This is a genomic window from Ruegeria sp. CF8 (genome assembly GCF_056537285.1).
Genome location: NZ_JBQFRG010000002.1, coordinates 459219 through 477446, shown reverse-complemented (window position 1 = coordinate 477446; position 18228 = coordinate 459219). Strand labels below are relative to the sequence as shown.

Sequence of the window (18228 nt, the reverse complement as noted above, 5' to 3'; positions counted from 1 at the left end):
CTGGAATGCGCGCAGCGGGCCGGATGGCAATTCCCTTCGGCCCGACTATAATCGGCATATGAAAGACACTGGCCCTGATTGGTTCGAATCCTGCGTTAGCCAACTGACTGCCACAGGCACACAGCGGGTGTGGTCGGTCTTGGTTACGATTTTCGGCGATTTGGCTCCGAGCGGATCGGATCAGGTCAGTGGCAGCTTGATCACGGCGTTGACCAGTCTGGCCGGAATCAAGTCTGAGGCGACGCGTGTTGCACTGCATCGGCTGCGGAAAGAAGGTTGGATCGAAAGTACGCGGGTGGGGCGCACCAGCGTGCACCGCTTGACGGATTTTGGTCGCAGCCAAAGTGCCGCCGCCGCGCCGCGTATCTATTCCCGCGAGACCGAAAAGCCCGACATCTGGCATGTGCTGATCGCCAGCGGTTCTGAAAATTCCCGCAAAGAGCTGTCAGATCTGATGCTCATTGGTCACTATATCTCTGTCAATGCGTCTACAGCCATGGCGCCGGGCCCGGTCCCTGATGGGCTGGAAGACCTCTTGGGGATTGAAGGCAGTGAAATATCAGTGCCCGGTTGGATGCGGGATTTGTGTGGACCTGAGCCTCTGAAAGTCGCTTATGATCAGTTCTGGACAACGCTTCAGTTCGTCGAGCGGCATTTGCCTGCGAAGGGGTTGGACGACCCCCTGCAAACCGCCGTTCTACGTGTTCTGATCGTGCATGGGTGGCGGCGGCTTATCCTTCGCCATCCTCCTCTGCCCCCTGCATTTCTTCCCGAAAACTGGAAAGGTGTGGATTGCCGACAGTCCGTGGCGCAGTTGTTAGACAGGTTGCCTCGCCCGGACCTTACGTCTCTGGAAGCCGTATTGGGGGATTGAGGTCGAGCTGGACGCGGGTGTCGCCCGGTCCGCTTAATTTAGTTTGGTTCACCTCCCCAATCGGTCCGAATATAGCAACGGCAAAGTTCTGACCTTATATGTTACAAAAATGGCGAAAGAGATCGAAAAAAGGTAACATAAAGCTTGCTTCGAATCGGTTGCTTTAATAAAAACCGACCAGACGGTTAATGAATACTGACGCGAACAGGAGACCTTGGGCATGGACGCATTCATTTGCGACGCGACGCGTACACCGATTGGGCGGTATGGCGGAGCGCTGTCTTCTGTTCGCACGGATGATCTTGCGGCTTTGCCATTGGTGGCTTTGAAAGAACGCAACCCTCAGGTCGATTGGGCCAGCGTCGACGATGTGATCTATGGCGATGCCAATCAGGCAGGGGAAAGCAATCGGAACGTTGCGCGCATGGCGGCCTTGTTGGCCGGGTTGCCAATCGACATTCCGGGAACAACGATAAACCGTCTTTGCGCCAGCGGTATGGATGCCGTTGGAATGGCAGCCCGTGGCATCAAGGCAGGCGATTACGATCTGGCTATTGCAGGGGGCGTGGAAAGTATGTCCCGAGCACCGTTTGTGATGCCCAAGTCAACTTCGGCGTTCACTCGCAACAACGCGGTGTACGACACCACGATCGGATGGCGCTTCGTGAACCCCAAGATGAAGCAGGACTACGGCGTGGATTCCATGCCGCAGACTGCCGACAATGTGGCCGAAGACTATGGCATAAGTCGCGAAGATCAGGATGCTTTTGCTGCACGCAGCCAAGCCCGGTGGGCGTCCGCTTATGCGGCGGGTGTTTTCAATGATGAAATCACTCCGGTTTCGGTGCCGCAGCGAAAGGGCGATCCGATCATCGTGGACACGGATGAACACCCGCGTCCGGGAACCACAGCAGAAAAGCTGTCGGGTCTCAAAGGGGTGAACGGGGCGGAAAAGACCGTCACGGCGGGCAATGCTTCGGGTGTGAATGATGGCGCGGCAGCCATTCTGATGGCGAATGAGGCGGCAACGGCAAAGAATGGTCTGACCCCGATGGCCCGCGTGGTGGGTATGTCGGTTGCGGGTGTTGCGCCGCGTGTCATGGGCATTGGCCCGGTTCCTGCCAGCCGTAAGGTTCTGGCCCGTGCAGGGCTGAGCATCGAGCAGATGGATGTGATCGAATTGAATGAGGCATTTGCCTCTCAGGGCCTTGCCACCCTGCGCGAGTTGGGCCTGCCGGACGATGCGCCCCACGTAAACCCCAATGGCGGAGCCATCGCTTTGGGCCACCCACTGGGCATGAGCGGCGCGCGCCTGGTACTGACCGCAGCTTATCAACTTAAACGAACCGGGGGACGCTTTGCGCTCTGCACTATGTGTGTGGGTGTCGGGCAGGGCGCAGCCCTTATTCTTGAACGCGTGTAACCGAGGAGACGGGACATGTATGCTCAGATGGTTAAATCCGAGGCATCAAACGAAGATCCGGAAAAGCTGGCGGAATTTCAGGCGCGGATCGATGCTGACATCAAGATCGAGCCAAAAGATTGGATGCCTCAGGCTTATCGCAAGACCCTGATCCGTCAAATTGGTCAGCACGCGCATTCTGAAATCGTAGGTCAATTGCCCGAAGGCAACTGGATCACCCGCGCACCCACATTGGAGCGCAAAGCGATCCTGCTGGCCAAGGTGCAGGATGAAGCCGGGCATGGGCTTTACCTGTACTGCGCGGCGGAAACGCTGGGCGTCAGTCGGGATGAGTTGACCGAGATGCTGCTGGACGGGCGCATGAAATACTCGTCGATCTTCAACTATCCAACGCTGAACTGGGCCGATATCGGCGCGGTGGGGTGGTTGGTCGACGGGGCGGCGATCATGAACCAAGTTCCGCTGCAGCGCACATCTTTCGGGCCATACTCGCGCGCCATGATCCGCATCTGTAAAGAAGAGAGCTTTCACCAGAGACAAGGCTACGACGCAATCCGCAAAATGGCCGAAGGCACGCCCGCGCAGAAGAAAATGGCGCAGGATGCCCTGAACCGGTTCTGGTATCCGTCGCTGATGATGTTCGGGCCATCCGACAAGGAATCGGTCCATTCCGCGCAGTCGATGGCGTGGAAAATCAAGATCAACACCAACGATGAGCTGCGTCAAAAGTTTGTCGACCAGACCGTGCCGCAGGCCGAGTATCTGGGCCTGACCATCCCCGACCCGGATCTGAAATGGAACGAAGAACGCGGGCACTACGATTTCTCTGAGCCCGACTGGACAGAGTTTTTCGACGTGATCAAGGGCAATGGCCCCTGTAATGTGGACCGTCTTGCCGCGCGCAACAAGGCCTGGGATGACGGCAAATGGGTGCGGGACGGGCTGCTGGCCCACGCTCGTAAGAAGCGCACTGGAAACGTAGCGGCGGAGTAGCTTAATGAACCCTCCCTCGTTTCTGTTGCGCACTCTGCTGCTGGTTTGTGTTGCCTTCTTTTTGTGTATGGGACTTGCACACTTTGGTGGTCTCAAGTGGCCGGTTTTGTTTGTCTATTTCGATACGCCCTACTACGCCTATCAGGACAAGATCATCTCGTTCACGCTGATAACCTACATGTCGCTGTTCTTTGCCGCCTCGCGTCATTTGGTTGTCGTACCATATGCATTGGTTTCGATCTGGGGAACGGTATTTGGGCTTGCAGCAGTGAACGTTTCAACAGCTTTGACCAGCGTTTTAGAGGGACAAGGCACTTTTCTGTACTGGCTACAGACTGCAAGCTTTGGGGTTTTAGCCACAATACTCACCCTTCTTTACCTGCGAGAAAAGGAGACATCGGTATGAATAACGAATGGCCCTTGTGGGAAATTTTCATCCGCGGCCAACATGGAATGAGCCACAGACATGTTGGTTCGCTGCACGCGCCAGATGCGGAAATGGCGATCAAGAATGCGCGCGACGTGTACACGCGCCGTAACGAAGGCGTTTCGATCTGGGTGGTTGAGGCCAACAATATCTCGGCCTCTTCGCCCAGCGACAAAGGCCCTCTGTATGAGCCCAGCGAAAGCAAGGTGTATCGTCACCCGACTTTTTTCGACATCCCCGATGAAGTGGGGGCGATGTGATGGCCCGGGATGAGGCATTCCTGCAATTCTTGCTGCGGATGGGAGACAACACTCTGGTCCTCGGGCATCGCGTCAGCGAGTGGTGCGGCCACGCGCCGGTTCTGGAGGAAGACATCGCGCTGGCGAATACCGCGCTGGACCTGATTGGCCAGACCCAGATGTGGCTTGGTCTTGCGGGTGAGATTGAAGGTGGCAAATCCGCCGATGATCTGGCCTTTCTGCGCGACGCCTGGGATTTCCGCAATGTACTGCTTGTCGAAGTTCCGAACGGAGATTTCGGCCGCACATTGATGCGCCAGTTCCTGTTCGACGCATGGCATTCGATTATGCTGGGGCGCTTGATGACATCCGCGGATGATCGTGTCGCTGCAATTGCCGCCAAAGCCAGCAAGGAGGTTGCCTATCACCTCGAACGCTCAGGCGACACGGTTGTTGGGCTTGGCGACGGGACCGAGGAAAGCCATGCCCGAATGCAGCAAGCCCTTGATTATCTGTGGCCCTATGTCGGTGAGATGTTTGCCAGCGACGAGGTTGACGCCCAGATGGTCGTCGCAGGTATCGCACCCAATCCGACAGACTTGCGTGAAGAATATGACGCTCTGGTCGGACGGATCCTGACCCAGGCAACACTGAGCATTCCAGAAAGCCAGTTTGCCCATAAGGGCGGGCGTGACGGGCAGATGCATACCGAACATCTGGGTCATCTGTTGACGCAGATGCAATGGCTGCAACGCGCCTATCCCGGAGCCAAGTGGTAAGAGCGGATGCAAACCTCGAATGACCAAATTTGGAGCTGGCTGGATGCCGTTCCCGATCCCGAGATCCCGGTGATCTCGGTCGTGGACTTGGGCATCGTTCGCGATGTGCGTTGGGACGCCGGAACGCTGGTTGTGACCGTCACACCAACGTACTCTGGCTGTCCTGCGACGTCCGTCATCAGCATGGATATCGAAACCGCGCTGCGCGACCACGGGATTGCGGATGTGCGGATCGAAACCAGCATATCCCCCGCTTGGACCACAGATTGGCTGAGTGAAAAAGGCCGCGCCCAGCTGGAAGACTATGGGATTGCGCCACCGCAACCGGCGGGTGGTCCGGAACGGTGCCCGCATTGTGGCAGCACGGCTGTTGAGAAAGTCAGCCAGTTCGGTTCGACCCCATGCAAGGCCCATTGGCGCTGTAACGACTGCTTGGAACCCTTTGACTATTTCAAGTGCATCTGAGGAGGAGCACCGGATGGCACGTTTTCATGACTTGAAAGTCACCGACATCCACAAAACCATTCGCGATGCGGTCGTCGTGACGCTTGAGCCTGCGAATGGCGCAATGGATCATTTCGATTTCACCGCCGGTCAATACCTGACGTTCAGGCGCGATTTTGAAGGCGAAGAACTCCGCCGCTCGTACTCGATCTGTGCAGGCAAGGACGACGGTGTTTTGCAAGTCGGTATCAAACGGGTCGAGGGCGGGGCTTTTTCAAGCTGGGCCAATGCTGAGTTAAGCGTTGGTGACGTTATGCAGGCGATGCCGCCTATGGGCAGCTTTCACGTGCCAATCGAAGCGGACGCGGAAAAACAATACCTCGGCTTTGCTGGCGGATCGGGGATCACTCCGGTTCTGTCACTCCTGAAAACCACTCTGGCCCGAGAACCCAAGTCCCGCTTCACGCTGATCTACGCCAACAAAGGCATCAACACGATCATGTTCCGAGAGGAACTGGAGGACCTGAAAAACCTCTATATGGGTCGCCTGAATGTGATCCATATTCTTGAGACCGACGCGCAGGAGATTGATCTGTTCACCGGGCTTGTGACGCAGGAAAAATGCGGCGAGCTGTTTGAACACTGGGTCGACATCAAAAACGTGGATACGGCCTTTATCTGCGGACCTGAGCCGATGATGCTGGGGATTGCTGCCGCGCTGCGCGAGCATGGGCTTGAAGACAGCCAGATCAAGTTCGAGCTTTTTGCCAGTGCTCAACCGGGGCGGGCTAAACGCAATACAAACGCGGCAGAGGCGGGCACGCAGGCGAACCAGACCAGCGCTTCGATCACTCTGGACGGCTCGACCCAAACCGTGACTCTGCCCAAGGATCAGTCTATTCTGGATGCCGCCTTGGAAAACGCCATGGACGCGCCTTACGCCTGCAAGGCAGGTGTTTGTTCCACCTGTCGTTGTCGCGTTCTGGAAGGTGAGGTCGAAATGCTCGCCAATCATGCGCTCGAGGATTACGAGGTCGAAAAAGGCTATGTACTGAGCTGTCAGGCTTATCCGGTGACCGACCGTGTGGTCGTGGATTACGATCAGTAAAGGGAGAGGATCAATGACCGAAGCCATGACACTCGACAGTTATCTGGCCGCAGGCGGGGTACTGACCAATCCGACGAATGTACCGCCACGCTACCGCGCCGAACTGATGAAGCTGATGGCCACTTTTGTGGACAGCGAATTGGCCGGTGCCGCCGGTTTTGCGGATATCATCAATCAGGGGCCGGGCATCAAGGAACGGATCGCGGCTGCCAAGATTGTGCTTGAGAAAACCGATCATGCAGATCGCGTTCTGAAGATCATGGGTGAATTTGGCGCGGATACCGAGCGATACGCCACGCATCACCCCTGGACCGCACGTCTGGATCGCGAGGCCGATATTGGCGCAACCCGCAGCGCACATGACATGCGCCTTGCCGTATTCAACTATCCGATCTCGGGCTGGACCGACGCCGTCATTATGAACCTGTTGATGAGCCGCGCGGTGGCCGAGCAACTGGCTGAGTTTTCGACGGTTTCGTACCAACCACTGGCCGAAGCCTTCCGACAAATCGCCCCTGTCGAAGCACATCATGGCGCACTTGCCCTGGAAGGCGCAGTGAAGCTGGCAGAAGGCGGAGAAACAGAGCAGATGCAACATGCCGTGGACTATTGGTGGCCCCGCGTCGCGCTGTCCTTCGGTGGAGATGATCCGAAACGGTTTGCCTTCCTGACATCAATCGGTTTGCGTCACAACCGCAACAGCGCGTTGAAAGAACGTTGGAGCCAATCGGCACAGGCCACTCTTGGGCAGTTGGGTCTCACCGCACCCGAATAACTTCCCAATTTCCCGGTTTCGCCTTTCTCCAATGAAAGGCTCTTCCAAGCGCCGCGCTGCACCAAAGACCTTTTTGCTGCGATTAAAGCGGTCAAATTGCGACATTGGCTGGTTGATTCAAACAACCTCCTCCGCTCATTCGCGCCCAAGATGGGGATAACGCGCGTGGGAGGACACAATGCGGTGCAACCAATCTCTGATGATTCAGATGTGCCTCTGTCTTCCGGCGGTGTGTTCTCTCAATTCAGCCTGAAACAAAAGTGCCGCGCATGACATCAAGACCTCTCGACCATATCCGCGTTCTCGACTTTGGCCAGTATCTGGCTGGTCCTTTGGTTGGCATGATGCTGGCCGACATGGGGGCCGAGGTGATCCGTATCGATCCGCCCGGCGGACCGCGCTTAAAGGATCCGGCCACCGACATGCTGTCGCGGGGCAAGTCGGCCATTACCATCGACCTCAAGTCGGATGAGGGTTTGAAATTAGCGCGCGATCTGGTGGCAAGAGCCGACGTCGTGATCGAAAATTTCCGCCCCGGCGTGATGAGCCGTTTGGGCCTTGGCCCGCAGGCGCTGCGTGATATCAATCCGCGCATCGTGTCTGTCTCATTGCCGGGGTTCGCCTCGAACGACCCGGCTCTTGCGAATGTACCAGCGTGGGAGGCGGTGATCGCTGCGCGCACAGGGCAGTTTACGGATATGGGGTTGAACCGGCGTTTGATGGGGATCAACCCGTCCTTTACGCCGCTCACCCTTGCCTCGGCTTACGGAGCAGCCTTTGGGGCCATGGCGGTACAATTTGCTCTGACGGCGCGCGACCGAAATGGGGGGGATCACATCGAAGTCCCTTTGGCTTCGGCCTTGCTGGAAGGGTTGGTTTATAATTGCGAGCAGATTGAGGATTATCCCGAACGCTACAAATCCCCTCGAGAGGTGGAGCTGGACCGACGCGCGGCCGAAGGTCTGCCAATGGACCTGAGCTTTGCTGAACTGGAAGAGTTTCTGGATCCATTCTACCGAACCTATACCTGCGCCGACGGTCGGGGGTTTTATGTTGTCGCAGGCAGTGTGAAAACACATCCTCGACGCGTGTTGGAGGTTCTGGGTTTAGGGGCGCTGGCAGACGAATTGCCGGATTTTGATGCCTATCTGGACACAGCGGACTGGCCCGATGAATGGTCTTTGCGAAATTACCCGGTCGGCGCGAGAGACCGGGCACGGGTGTCTGCTGCCATGAAACGGGCGTTTCTGACCAAACCTTCTCATGAATGGGAAGCCTTGTTCGGCGCGGCCAAGGCGCCTGCTACCGCGCAGCGGTTCACCAAGGAATGGCTGGCTGATCCGCACGCTTTGGCTTCGGGGCTGGTGGTTCAGGTGCAAGACCCGCGTCACGGCGAGATGAAACAGATGGGCAATGTCGCTTGGCTTACCGATGACGCCGGGGCGCTTGACAAACAGCCGGGACCGGACCCGGACACTGCGCCCAAAACTGCTGTCCTAGCCGAGCCACCGCGCGACGGGGTGGCGGGTGTGGGAGAACGCGGCTGGCTCGAGGGGCTCAAAGTCCTGGACCTGACCAATGTTATCGCCGGTCCAACCATAGGTTCCACGCTGGCTCGCTACGGGGCTCAGGTTACCTCGGTTCAGCCGGTAGAGCCGTCGGTCGACCCGTGGAACACGGTTGTATTTGGTTTACACGCCCATCGTGGCAAACGCAGTGTGTTGCTGAACCTCGGTTCAGAGCAGGGACAGGACGCGTTGTGGCGGCTCATCGAAGCGTCAGACGTCATAACGATGAACGGCACGGACGAACAGCGCAACGCCTTGGGCCTTGGCCCAGAGCAGCTGACCGCGATCAACCCACGGCTCATTTTGGTTCAACTGGATGCTTTCGGGGGTCCTGCACGCGGCCCCAAATCGGACCATTTGGGCTATGATGATCTGGCACAAGCCGCGACCGGGGTGATGGTGCGCTTTGGCGGAGGGATGGAGACACCGGAAGAACACGCGCATTTCGGCACGATCGACGTTCTGACCGGATATTGCGCCTGTGTTGCGCTGGGCGCGGCCCTTCTGAGGCTGCAGAAAACCGGAAAAGGCGGAATTGCACGTGCGGCGCTGGCGGGGGCAGGGAACCTCATTCAAGCACAGTTGATGTATGATTTTGAAACCCGCGCCCCTTTTGACGAACCCGCAGGTCGTTCGGCGTTGGGATGGGGCCCGTTTTACCACTGTTACCGTGCCGCTGACGGTTGGCTTTTCTTCGCGGCACCAAAAGATCAACGAGACGCCTTGCGCCACGTTGGCGAACTGGCAGATATCGCTGACATGCCGGAACCGCAGATGGCCAAAGCCCTGGCAGATCGGATTGCCACGCAACCCGCCGCATTTTGGCAGCAAGCTTTCACGGGCACTTCTTCAACTGTTATGCCTCTGGGTTCGCTGCACGACACACGTGACGCTGTTTTGCATCTCGAAAGCTCTGGTCAGGTCGATCTGACGCAGAATACGTTCAGCGTCATCCGGCACGATTTGCACCCTATGGGTCGGTGGTGTGATCTGGTTGCTCCGAACGCCGTGCGGCCTGAGCGAGCTAGAATCGTAATCCCTGGACCGATGCCAATGTACGGCGCGGACACACGATCAATCCTGAGCGAAGTCGGGTTTTCTGACGCGGAAATTGACGCAATGATCGCCAGCGGTTCGGCAGGTGAAAGTTGGTCAGACCGCTACCTGCCGGAGTGACACCAAGCCATGACGCGTTCTGAGAACCAAGGCCCTGCCATCACCCCAAGAACTCGCGCCAAGGCGCGACATATTCTCGACCACTACTATATCGGACCGTCCCGTGACGCGTCGGTTCTTGAGATATGGGGATACACAGAGCGCATGACCTATGCGCCAGGCGAACAGCTGGCTCTGCGCGTTTCTACCACCGCTCGGGAGTGGGATCTGGAGATCGGGCGCGATGGCGCAACCTACGAAGTGATGCATCGCGAGAGCGGCTTGAAGGGTGTGCATCAGATGACACCCAAAGATTGCTCGGTCACTGGATGCGGGTGGGAGGTGACTTACGAGTTCAGAATTCCGGACGACTGGCGTGAAGGCGGTTACCTGGTGACGTTGCGCGCTGAACAGGATGGGGATCAGGTGGAAGAGCATCACCTGTTCCTGCTGCGGCGCGCACCTGAAAAACCAGCAGCACCTTTTGTACTCATCTGCGCCACTGGGACATGGCTGGCCTACAATTGCTGGGGAGGGTCCAATCACTATGAAGGCATCACCGGACCCGAGGGCAATGCGTTCTCTCCGGTGGTGTCGACACAACGGCCTTGGTCACGGGGATTTTGTAAGCTTCCTGCAGGTGCCCCGCGTGCTGTACCGGATGCACCGCATAAACCAGAAGAGATGGTACGTTACCCCTATATGGAATGGGCCTATTCTTATGGCTACTCAAAGAAATACGCCTCGGCGGGATGGGCGAGTTATGAGCGTCATTTTGCACGCTGGGCCGAAGCGGAAGGGTATGATTTCGATTTCGCAACGCAGCATGATCTTGAGACAGACCCGGATCTGTTGAAGGACTACCAATGCGCTGTTTTTGTGGGCCACGACGAATATTGGTCAGCCAATATGCGCCACGCTGTCGACAGGTTTACGGAAGGTGGCGGACGTGTCGCCCGATTTGCTGGAAACTTCCTGTGGCAAACCCGGATCGAAGATCAGGGCCGAACCCAAGTTTGCTATAAATACACCGCAGATCTTGACCCTTTAGTGGCGAGCGATCGCGAACATCTCGTGACATCCGCGTGGGAGGTCTCTCCTGCAAATTGGCCTGGTGCACGGACCTTTGGGGTTAACGGCTTGAAGGGCATCTATGCTGGTCTGGGTCGATGTGTCGGGCAGGGAAGTGGCGGATTTACGGTCTATCGACCGGACCACTGGGCGTTTGCAGGCGCACAACTGGGATACGGTGACCAGTTGGGCGCAGGTGCGCGTATCTTCGGGTATGAAGTCGATGGGCTGGATTACAGAATGGATGACGGGCTGCCCTTTCCCACCGGCTCAGATGGCGCGGATTTGGGCGTACAGATCCTCGCGCTTGGTCTGGCGACCAATATCGAGCCTGACCACGAAGTTTGGGGCGAGACCTTGTATATCGGAAACTCTGATGCGGTTTTTAAAGCCGAAAGCATGTTTGGCGTTTGCACGGACGAGACGCTGGATCGCAGCAGCCGGGGCAACGGGGCGGTCATCTACTGGCAACGCGGGCTTGGAGAGGTTTTTACCGCGGGCACGTGTGAATGGGTGATGGGCCTTGTGCGCCAAGATCGTCAGGTCGAACAGATCACGCGCAATGTACTGAACAGGTTTGGAAACTGTCAGCCGCTCTAACGTTATTCTGCATAAACCTTTGGCCTAAGCCGGTTGAATTCTGCCAAAAGTCCAATTTTGTTGAGCCAGCAAGCCGCACAGTTCAGGACGACCGCAATCTCGCGGTGACTGATAACATTGAAAGGAATGCAAATGAACAAAATTGGCAAACTGGCAGTGCTGGCAGCTTTTGTGGCACCGGGCTTGGCGTTGGCACAAATCAACGTGAATGATGTGCTGGGATCCTCTGAGGGTGCAATTCGCGCGGCTTTGGAAGCCAAAGGCTATTCCGTCACCAAGTTCGAAGTCGAAGATGACGAGATTGAAGTTTATGCGTCACTGGACGGCAAGACCTACGAGATCGAAGTTTCGCCCGAAACAGGCGCCGTTCTGGAAATTGAGCTGGGCGACGACGAGGACGACAGCTGACACAAAAGGGGTGTGTCAAGCTCTGGACGCACCCCGGACTGACCGAAAGCAAAATCATGACACGTGCCACAGTTTTATGGTCCTTATTTGCAGTGCAGGCCGCCTGCAGCGCCTACTTCCTGTTGGACATTGTTTTGGACTTTTGGCCCAACTCCACGTTTTTTCTGGCAGAAAGTGATCTTGTCGAATTGCTAGTCACGGTTGCGCTGATTGGTGGGTTGGCGTTCACCACAGTCGAGCTGCGTAAAATGCTGAGCCGTCAGGCCAAGCTTGAGGATCAGATGAAAGTCGCCTCCGGCGCATTTGGCGAGGTGCTTGAAACGCGGTTCCAGATATGGTCATTGACTCAGGCCGAACGGGACGTCGCCATTCTGGCGATAAAGGGATACGCGATCGCTGAAATCGCTGAAATTCGGGCCACCAAACAGGGCACGATTAAAGCGCAATGTGCATCAATTTACCGAAAGGCCGGAGTATCGGGCCGATTGCAACTTTTAAGTCTCTTTGTTGATGACCTGCTTGCGGATGATCTGGTCTCTGTCCCCACTCATCAAACAGGTAAAGTGGGCTTGACCTGAAGTCTAAGGGTGAGGTGGACAAGATTGTGTCGCTTGAGGACTGAAATGTCGCAAACTCGCTAGTGGGATTTTGGTCAACGGGCCAGAAAACGGTATGACTCGCTTGTGTATCCCCAATCGTCTGGATCGCCGTGCAACCGGTTGTGATCTGGTGACACCGCGCCGGTAGCCGCCCTGCGGGGCGAACTGCCTGCATGCTTTCAGACGACAACGGAATACCAAATGACTACCGCGCTACGCCTTGCCATCGATATTGGTGGCACCTTTACCGACACAGTTCTGGTCTCGGGGGATGAGACGATACTGGCGTCGACGAAAACCCTGACCACGCATAAAAACCCGGCCGAAGGCGCCATGGAAGGCGCTCAGCGTGTCATGGCGCAGACCGGTCGGTCGCTAAAGGAAGTTACCGGGTTTATCCATGGTACTACACTTGCGACCAACGCGCTGATTGAACGGCGTGGGGCAGTTGTGGCGACGATCTGCACCGAAGGGTTCCGAGACATCCTCGATATCGGGTACGAGCGGCGCTATTCCCAATACGACATCAACCTTGAAAAGCCGGACCTTCTGGTGCCGCGTGAACGATCCTTCGTCATTCGCGAACGTATGTCGGCCGAAGGCGAGGTTCTGATCGATTTGGATGAGGCGCAGATTGAACACCTGCTGATCGAGCTCGATGCCAGCGGTGCAGAGGCGGTGGCGATCTGCCTTATGCACTCTTACGCCAACCCCACTCACGAACAACGCTTGCGCGATCTTCTGGCTGAACGCCGTCCCGATTTGACGGTTTCGATCTCGTCCGACGTCAGTCCCGAAGCGCGTGAGTTTGACCGGCTCTGCACAACCGTCGCAAACGCCTACATTCAGCCGTTGATGGAATCCTATCTGTCCCGGTTCGTCGAACAGTTCGCAACCGAGGGCGTAACTTGTCCGATCCTGATGATGACCGCGGGTGGTGGGATGTGCACCGTGGAAACTGCGGCACGGTTTCCAATCCGTTTGGTTGAATCCGGCCCTGCAGGAGGTGCCATTCTGGCCGCACGGATTGCGGCGCGGTCTGGGCTGGATCAGGTCCTGTCATTTGATGTCGGTGGCACCACAGCCAAGCTTTGCCTGATCGACAATGCGCGTCCTCAGACGTCCAGATCTTTTGAAATTGCCCGTGCGGCACGGTTCATCAAAGGCTCGGGCATGCCGGTGCGTATCCCGGTGATTGAGATGATCGAAATCGGCGCTGGTGGTGGCTCGATAGCAGGTGTTGACCGTCTGGGCCGTCTAACCGTTGGCCCGAAATCCGCGGGGTCAGAACCCGGGCCGGTGGCCTTCATGCGCGGCGGCACAGATCCAACCGTGACCGACAGCGACATCACGCTTGGTTATATCGTGCCCGACACGTTTGCCGAGGGGCATATTCAACTGGACCCCGAAGGCTCAAAGGCCGCACTGAAGCGCGTGATTGGCGAAAAACTGGACTTGGATGCGGTCGGATCGGCGGACGGTGTCAGCCGGATCGTGGATGAAAGCATGGCCAGCGCTGGGCGTATGCATGCCGTTGAAAGCGGTAAGGATCTGGGGCCGCGCACGATGATAGCCTTTGGCGGCAACGGGCCGTTGCATGCAAGCCGCGTTGCACGCTCAGCCGGGGTGTCGCGTATCGTGATCCCACCCAATCCGGGTGTCGGATCGGCGGTTGGCTTCCTGTTTGCGCCGGTGTCGTTCGAAATCGTCCGTTCGCGCTATTCCTTGCTCGACAGTATGGATATGCATGGGGTGAATGCGCTTTTCGATTCAATGATTGCCGAAGCAAAAGAGGTTGTTGCCAAAGGGGCAGGCGATGCACCGACCGAAAGCCAGCGCACTGCCTTTATGCGATATAACGGGCAGGGCCACGAGATCGAGATCCCGCTACCGGATCGCGCCCTGACGCGCGACGATATTGCGCCGCTGACTGCCGCCTTTGAAGAGGAATACAGAAAGCAATTCTCGCGCCCCGTGCCGGGGATGGAGATTGAGATTCTCAATTGGGCGGTTCGGGTCGCGACGCCGGACAGTTCTGTACCGCCGGTGACTCAAACACCGGACCTCACGGCGTTTGACGTCACTGAAACGCGACCCATCACCTGCGATGTGGATGGCGCGGCGAAAGACGCGGCCTTTGTGGCCCGTGCCGACCTGAAACCCGGTGACCATTTACGCGGCCCGGCGCTGATCCATGAACCGCAAACCACCACGCTCGTATCTGCTGATTTCTCGGCGCACATGGATGCCATTGGCAACCTTGTCCTGTTCCAGGACCAGAAAGGAGGCGCAAAATGACCGTTGAACTTTCCCCCGCTCGCCTGCAAGTGATGTGGAACCGCCTGCTGGCCGTGGTAGAAGAGCAGGGTCAAACCCTGATCCGCGCGGCTTTTTCGCCCATTGTGCGTGAATGTGGTGATATTTCTGCAGGGATCTTTGACGTCAATGGTCGGATGCTGGCACAGGCCGTGACCGGCACGCCTGGCCATATCAATACAATGGCCGAAGCCGTTCTGCACTTGCGAGAGCGATTTGCACTGCAGGACATGAAGCCCGGCGACATCTACATGACCAATGACCCGTGGCTGGCCTCGGGGCACCTGAATGACTTCCTGCTGATGATGCCTGCGTTCAAGGATGGCAAGGTTGTTGGTTTTACCTCGTGCACCTCGCATCTGGTCGATCTGGGTGGTCTGGGGATGGGGCCAGAGGGGTCAGACATCTATGACGAAGGCTTGCTGATTCCACCTTGCAAACTGGTTGAAGAAGGCACGCCCAACGCACTGCTTATGGACATCATCCGCGCCAACTCGCGTGAGCCGATCGCCAATGAGGGCGACATCTACGCACTGATCGCCTGTTGCGAGGCGGGCGTGAACCGTCTGGTGGCGATGATGGAAGAGTTTGGGATCGAAGATCTGGATACACTGGGCAGCTACATTATCGATACGTCTCGCAAGGGCGCGCTGGAGGCCATCGCAGAGGTGCCAGAGGGCGTTTATAAGAACGTGCTGCGCATGGACGGATATGAGAATGAGCTGGAGTTGCATGCCACGCTGACCGTTACCAAGAACGGGATGCACGTGGACTTTACGGGCACATCGGGTTGTTCGAAGAAAGGTATCAACGTCCCGTTGAACTATGCAACGGCCTATACGGTATTTGCTCTGCGTTGCATCGTTGGCCCGGACATTCCGAACAACGCAGGCTCGCTGGAGCCGTTTACGGTGGATGGCCCCAAGGGCTGTATTCTGAATGCACAACGCCCTGTGCCGGTCGCCATGCGCCATACGCTGGGACAAGTGACCCCGGATCTGGTCTTGGGATGCCTGCATCAGGCGCTGCCGGATCAGGTTCCCGCCGAGGGTGCGTCGTGTATGTTCGATCTGCCCATGCGGCATGCGCCGGAAGTTGCGGCCAATGGCGGGCGTGAATTTGCGATCGAACCAGTCCATAACGGCGGTACCGGTGCGCGACCCCACGCAGACGGACTCTCTGCAACCGCCTACCCCTCGGGCGTGTTTGGTTCGCAGGTCGAGATCACTGAAAGCGTCGCACCTGTAGTGATGTGGCGGCGTGAACTGCTGCCGGATTCAGGTGGCGCGGGTAAATATCGCGGAGGTCTCGGACAAAGGATTGAGATGACCTCGTCCAATAACGCGCCTTTCATCGTTTTCCTCTCAGTCGAGCGCCTCAAGTTCCCAGCCTTGGGCCGAATGGGTGGCCAGCCCGGTGCCCCGGGGCGCATCCGGTTCCGCGATGGCGACGGTGACATTCCCGGCAAAGGAGAACTGCGGGTGGAAGGCGATGATTACCTGATCTTCGACACACCGGGCGGTGGAGGCTTTGGCGATCCGTCAGAACGGGATCCGAAGGCCCTTGCTCTGGACCTCAAACGCGGCCTTGTGACCGAAGCGGGCGCGAAAGCCTATGGAGGCACGTCATGATCCGCGCAGTCGAGCATGTCCGCCAGATGGCAGCGTACGCTCTGGCGGATTTGGGTGGGCCCGAAACCGTGTCTCTGGCCCAAAACGAAAGCGCTTTTCCAGCCAGTCCAGCGGCGGTTGCGGCAGGGCAGGCGGCGTTGGATCAAATGCCACTTTACCCCGATCCCGATTGGCCAGAGCTTCGCGCTGCAATTGCCGAAACCCATGGTGTCGCGGCCGGGAATATCCTGTGCGGTGCAGGTTCGATGGAGTTGATCGGATGCCTGATCCGAGCATTCGCCGGGCCGGGCGACCGGGTGCTGGGCACGGATTATGGCTATGCTTACGTTGCTTCTGCAACAGCGCAAGTGCAGGCCGATTACGTGAAAGCGCGTGAGGTGGATTTGACCGTTTCGGTTGATGACATATTGGCCGCCATCACGCCTCAAACGCGGATTGCTTTTGTCTGTAACCCGGGCAACCCCACCGGGACTCTGATCCCGAATGCCGAAATTCTGCGCCTGCGCAACGCGTTACCGGCGGACGTGTTGTTGGTGGTCGACCAGGCCTATGCCGAGTTCGCCGATCAGGATCAAAACCCGGCCGAAGTCTTTGCGCTGGTAGATCGCGGCGACACTGTGGTCATGCGAACCTTTTCCAAGGCCTATGGATTGGCGGGCGCGCGCGTGGGTTGGGGTCTGTTCCCCGACGCTATTGCCGGTGAGGTGCGGAAGTTGTTGAACCCGAACAATGTCTCGATCCCTTCGCAGGCCATGGCGACCGCAGCTATGCGGGATAAGGATCATATGCTGGATACGGTTTCCAAAACCGCTGCCATTCGGGATCAGTTCGCCAATGGGTGCCGCGCTCTGGGTCTGACGGTCGCGCCGAGCAATACGAATTTCGTGTTAATCCGTTTTGCGGATGAGGAGATGGCGCAAAAGGCAGATGCTGCCCTGCGTGCCCAAGGGTTACTGATGCGCGGCATGGGGGGCTATGGATTGGGCGATTGTCTGCGCGCTACCATTTGTGAAGAACCAGTCATGGATCGGTGCCTGACCGTTTTGAAAGAGGTGATGTCATGACCCATGAGACCCGAACACGGGCCAAGATCGGCGTGCTGGTGCCGTTCACCAACACCAATCTTGAGGTAGATATGATGCTGATGCGTTGCCCGGACACGACGGTGCATTTCCAGCGCATGGGCGGGTATGATGTGGATGAGATTCCTGGCTCGGACCAGATGGCGGGTCTTGGGGCGTCGGACATCAGCCATGATCTGAAGATGATTGCAGGTGTGCGGCCTGATGTGGTGCTCTATGGCTGCACGTCTGCCACGCTGACACACGGCCCGTCATTCGATGAACAGTTGGCGCAGGACATCAAGGCAGGGTCGGGCGCACTATCCTTTACCGCTGCCGGGTCACTGGTTGACGCAATCAAGGCTTTGGGCGTGACAAAAGTGGGGTTTTCTTCGCCCTATCTGGGCGAGATAAACACACAAGCGGTTGATTTTCTGGCGCAAAACCAGATCACAACAGTCAAATGCGCCGATATAGGTCGTGAGCTTGGGAACTACGGCCAGGGTGAATTGACCCCGGATGAAGTGTTCGATCTGGCCTGTCAGGCCGATCATCCTGAAGCCGAAGCCATCGTGCTTAGCTGCACCGATATGCGCGCGGTCGAGGCCGTAGACCGGATCGAGGCCACGCTGGGCAAACCTGTGGTGACGTCTAATCAGGCCATGATGTTTGCGCTGATGCGGGCTTTGGGCTTGCCCCGACAAGGAAACGTGCCGGGGCGCTTGTTCGACCTGTTGTAAACAAAGGCCGGGCTGAT

Annotated in this window: 17 protein-coding genes; all 17 read left to right on the top strand. The window is 57.5% G+C overall.

The features are described from left to right. The first annotated feature begins 58 nt into the window (after positions 1 to 58). Complete coding sequence (locus tag ACR0EV_RS06750) at positions 59 to 874, top strand: PaaX family transcriptional regulator C-terminal domain-containing protein (RefSeq protein WP_480799385.1); 816 nt, start codon at positions 59 to 61, stop codon at positions 872 to 874. 220 nt (positions 875 to 1094) lie between these two features. Continuing rightward, complete coding sequence (gene pcaF, locus ACR0EV_RS06745) at positions 1095 to 2297, top strand: 3-oxoadipyl-CoA thiolase (RefSeq protein ID WP_480799384.1); 1203 nt, start codon at positions 1095 to 1097, stop codon at positions 2295 to 2297. Between the two features lie 15 nt (positions 2298 to 2312). After that, on the top strand, positions 2313 to 3290 hold the full coding sequence (gene paaA, locus ACR0EV_RS06740; protein ID WP_480799383.1) for a 1,2-phenylacetyl-CoA epoxidase subunit PaaA: 978 nt from the start codon (positions 2313 to 2315) through the stop codon (positions 3288 to 3290). Positions 3291 to 3294: 4 nt separating this feature from the next. Beyond that, positions 3295 to 3696, top strand: coding sequence for a hypothetical protein (locus tag ACR0EV_RS06735; RefSeq protein ID WP_480799382.1), 402 nt, complete (start codon positions 3295 to 3297; stop codon positions 3694 to 3696). Beyond that, positions 3693 to 3977, top strand: a complete 285-nt coding sequence (gene paaB, locus ACR0EV_RS06730) for a 1,2-phenylacetyl-CoA epoxidase subunit PaaB (protein ID WP_010437865.1) — start codon at positions 3693 to 3695, stop codon at positions 3975 to 3977. Before ACR0EV_RS06735 ends, paaB begins: the two co-directional genes overlap by 4 nt. Beyond that, positions 3977 to 4735 (top strand): 1,2-phenylacetyl-CoA epoxidase subunit PaaC, encoded by a 759-nt coding sequence (gene paaC / locus ACR0EV_RS06725; protein WP_480799381.1) that lies wholly within the window; start codon positions 3977 to 3979, stop codon positions 4733 to 4735. Before paaB ends, paaC begins: the two co-directional genes overlap by 1 nt. A 6-nt stretch (positions 4736 to 4741) precedes the next feature. After that, on the top strand, positions 4742 to 5200 hold the full coding sequence (gene paaD, locus ACR0EV_RS06720; RefSeq protein WP_480799380.1) for a 1,2-phenylacetyl-CoA epoxidase subunit PaaD: 459 nt from the start codon (positions 4742 to 4744) through the stop codon (positions 5198 to 5200). Between the two features lie 13 nt (positions 5201 to 5213). Beyond that, on the top strand, positions 5214 to 6287 hold the full coding sequence (locus ACR0EV_RS06715; RefSeq protein ID WP_480799379.1) for a 2Fe-2S iron-sulfur cluster-binding protein: 1074 nt from the start codon (positions 5214 to 5216) through the stop codon (positions 6285 to 6287). 13 nt (positions 6288 to 6300) lie between these two features. Next, entirely contained in the window at positions 6301 to 7062 is a 762-nt protein-coding gene (locus ACR0EV_RS06710; RefSeq protein ID WP_480799378.1) for a Phenylacetic acid catabolic protein, read from the top strand. 269 nt (positions 7063 to 7331) lie between these two features. Further along, a complete protein-coding gene (locus ACR0EV_RS06705) occupies positions 7332 to 9806 on the top strand; it encodes a CoA transferase (RefSeq protein WP_480799377.1) in 2475 nt (824 codons plus the stop codon). 9 nt (positions 9807 to 9815) lie between these two features. After that, the gene (locus ACR0EV_RS06700; RefSeq protein ID WP_480799376.1) at positions 9816 to 11456 is read left to right on the top strand and encodes a N,N-dimethylformamidase beta subunit family domain-containing protein; all 1641 of its coding nucleotides are present in this window, start codon (positions 9816 to 9818) and stop codon (positions 11454 to 11456) included. Between the two features lie 132 nt (positions 11457 to 11588). Next, entirely contained in the window at positions 11589 to 11864 is a 276-nt protein-coding gene (locus ACR0EV_RS06695; protein ID WP_480799375.1) for a PepSY domain-containing protein, read from the top strand. 56 nt (positions 11865 to 11920) lie between these two features. After that, complete coding sequence (locus tag ACR0EV_RS06690; RefSeq protein WP_480799374.1) at positions 11921 to 12442, top strand: helix-turn-helix transcriptional regulator; 522 nt, start codon at positions 11921 to 11923, stop codon at positions 12440 to 12442. Positions 12443 to 12664: 222 nt separating this feature from the next. Continuing rightward, on the top strand, positions 12665 to 14761 hold the full coding sequence (locus ACR0EV_RS06685; RefSeq protein WP_480799373.1) for a hydantoinase/oxoprolinase family protein: 2097 nt from the start codon (positions 12665 to 12667) through the stop codon (positions 14759 to 14761). Continuing rightward, complete coding sequence (locus tag ACR0EV_RS06680; RefSeq protein WP_480799372.1) at positions 14758 to 16410, top strand: hydantoinase B/oxoprolinase family protein; 1653 nt, start codon at positions 14758 to 14760, stop codon at positions 16408 to 16410. Before ACR0EV_RS06685 ends, ACR0EV_RS06680 begins: the two co-directional genes overlap by 4 nt. Continuing rightward, positions 16407 to 17474, top strand: a complete 1068-nt coding sequence (locus ACR0EV_RS06675) for a pyridoxal phosphate-dependent aminotransferase (RefSeq protein ID WP_480799371.1) — start codon at positions 16407 to 16409, stop codon at positions 17472 to 17474. Before ACR0EV_RS06680 ends, ACR0EV_RS06675 begins: the two co-directional genes overlap by 4 nt. Next, on the top strand, positions 17471 to 18211 hold the full coding sequence (locus tag ACR0EV_RS06670; protein WP_480799370.1) for a maleate cis-trans isomerase family protein: 741 nt from the start codon (positions 17471 to 17473) through the stop codon (positions 18209 to 18211). The genes ACR0EV_RS06675 and ACR0EV_RS06670 overlap by 4 nt, the downstream gene beginning before the upstream one ends. The last annotated feature ends 17 nt before the right edge of the window (positions 18212 to 18228 follow it).

What these genes read in the sequence shown, in the direction of transcription:
- ACR0EV_RS06750 (WP_480799385.1), top strand. Translation starts at nt 59, where the DNA reads ATGAAAGACACTGGCCCTGATTGGTTCGAATCCTGCGTTAGCCAACTG.
- pcaF (WP_480799384.1), top strand. Translation starts at nt 1,095, where the DNA reads ATGGACGCATTCATTTGCGACGCGACGCGTACACCGATTGGGCGGTAT.
- paaA (WP_480799383.1), top strand. Translation starts at nt 2,313, where the DNA reads ATGTATGCTCAGATGGTTAAATCCGAGGCATCAAACGAAGATCCGGAA.
- ACR0EV_RS06735 (WP_480799382.1), top strand. Translation starts at nt 3,295, where the DNA reads ATGAACCCTCCCTCGTTTCTGTTGCGCACTCTGCTGCTGGTTTGTGTT.
- paaB (WP_010437865.1), top strand. Translation starts at nt 3,693, where the DNA reads ATGAATAACGAATGGCCCTTGTGGGAAATTTTCATCCGCGGCCAACAT.
- paaC (WP_480799381.1), top strand. Translation starts at nt 3,977, where the DNA reads ATGGCCCGGGATGAGGCATTCCTGCAATTCTTGCTGCGGATGGGAGAC.
- paaD (WP_480799380.1), top strand. Translation starts at nt 4,742, where the DNA reads ATGCAAACCTCGAATGACCAAATTTGGAGCTGGCTGGATGCCGTTCCC.
- ACR0EV_RS06715 (WP_480799379.1), top strand. Translation starts at nt 5,214, where the DNA reads ATGGCACGTTTTCATGACTTGAAAGTCACCGACATCCACAAAACCATT.
- ACR0EV_RS06710 (WP_480799378.1), top strand. Translation starts at nt 6,301, where the DNA reads ATGACCGAAGCCATGACACTCGACAGTTATCTGGCCGCAGGCGGGGTA.
- ACR0EV_RS06705 (WP_480799377.1), top strand. Translation starts at nt 7,332, where the DNA reads ATGACATCAAGACCTCTCGACCATATCCGCGTTCTCGACTTTGGCCAG.
- ACR0EV_RS06700 (WP_480799376.1), top strand. Translation starts at nt 9,816, where the DNA reads ATGACGCGTTCTGAGAACCAAGGCCCTGCCATCACCCCAAGAACTCGC.
- ACR0EV_RS06695 (WP_480799375.1), top strand. Translation starts at nt 11,589, where the DNA reads ATGAACAAAATTGGCAAACTGGCAGTGCTGGCAGCTTTTGTGGCACCG.
- ACR0EV_RS06690 (WP_480799374.1), top strand. Translation starts at nt 11,921, where the DNA reads ATGACACGTGCCACAGTTTTATGGTCCTTATTTGCAGTGCAGGCCGCC.
- ACR0EV_RS06685 (WP_480799373.1), top strand. Translation starts at nt 12,665, where the DNA reads ATGACTACCGCGCTACGCCTTGCCATCGATATTGGTGGCACCTTTACC.
- ACR0EV_RS06680 (WP_480799372.1), top strand. Translation starts at nt 14,758, where the DNA reads ATGACCGTTGAACTTTCCCCCGCTCGCCTGCAAGTGATGTGGAACCGC.
- ACR0EV_RS06675 (WP_480799371.1), top strand. Translation starts at nt 16,407, where the DNA reads ATGATCCGCGCAGTCGAGCATGTCCGCCAGATGGCAGCGTACGCTCTG.
- ACR0EV_RS06670 (WP_480799370.1), top strand. Translation starts at nt 17,471, where the DNA reads ATGACCCATGAGACCCGAACACGGGCCAAGATCGGCGTGCTGGTGCCG.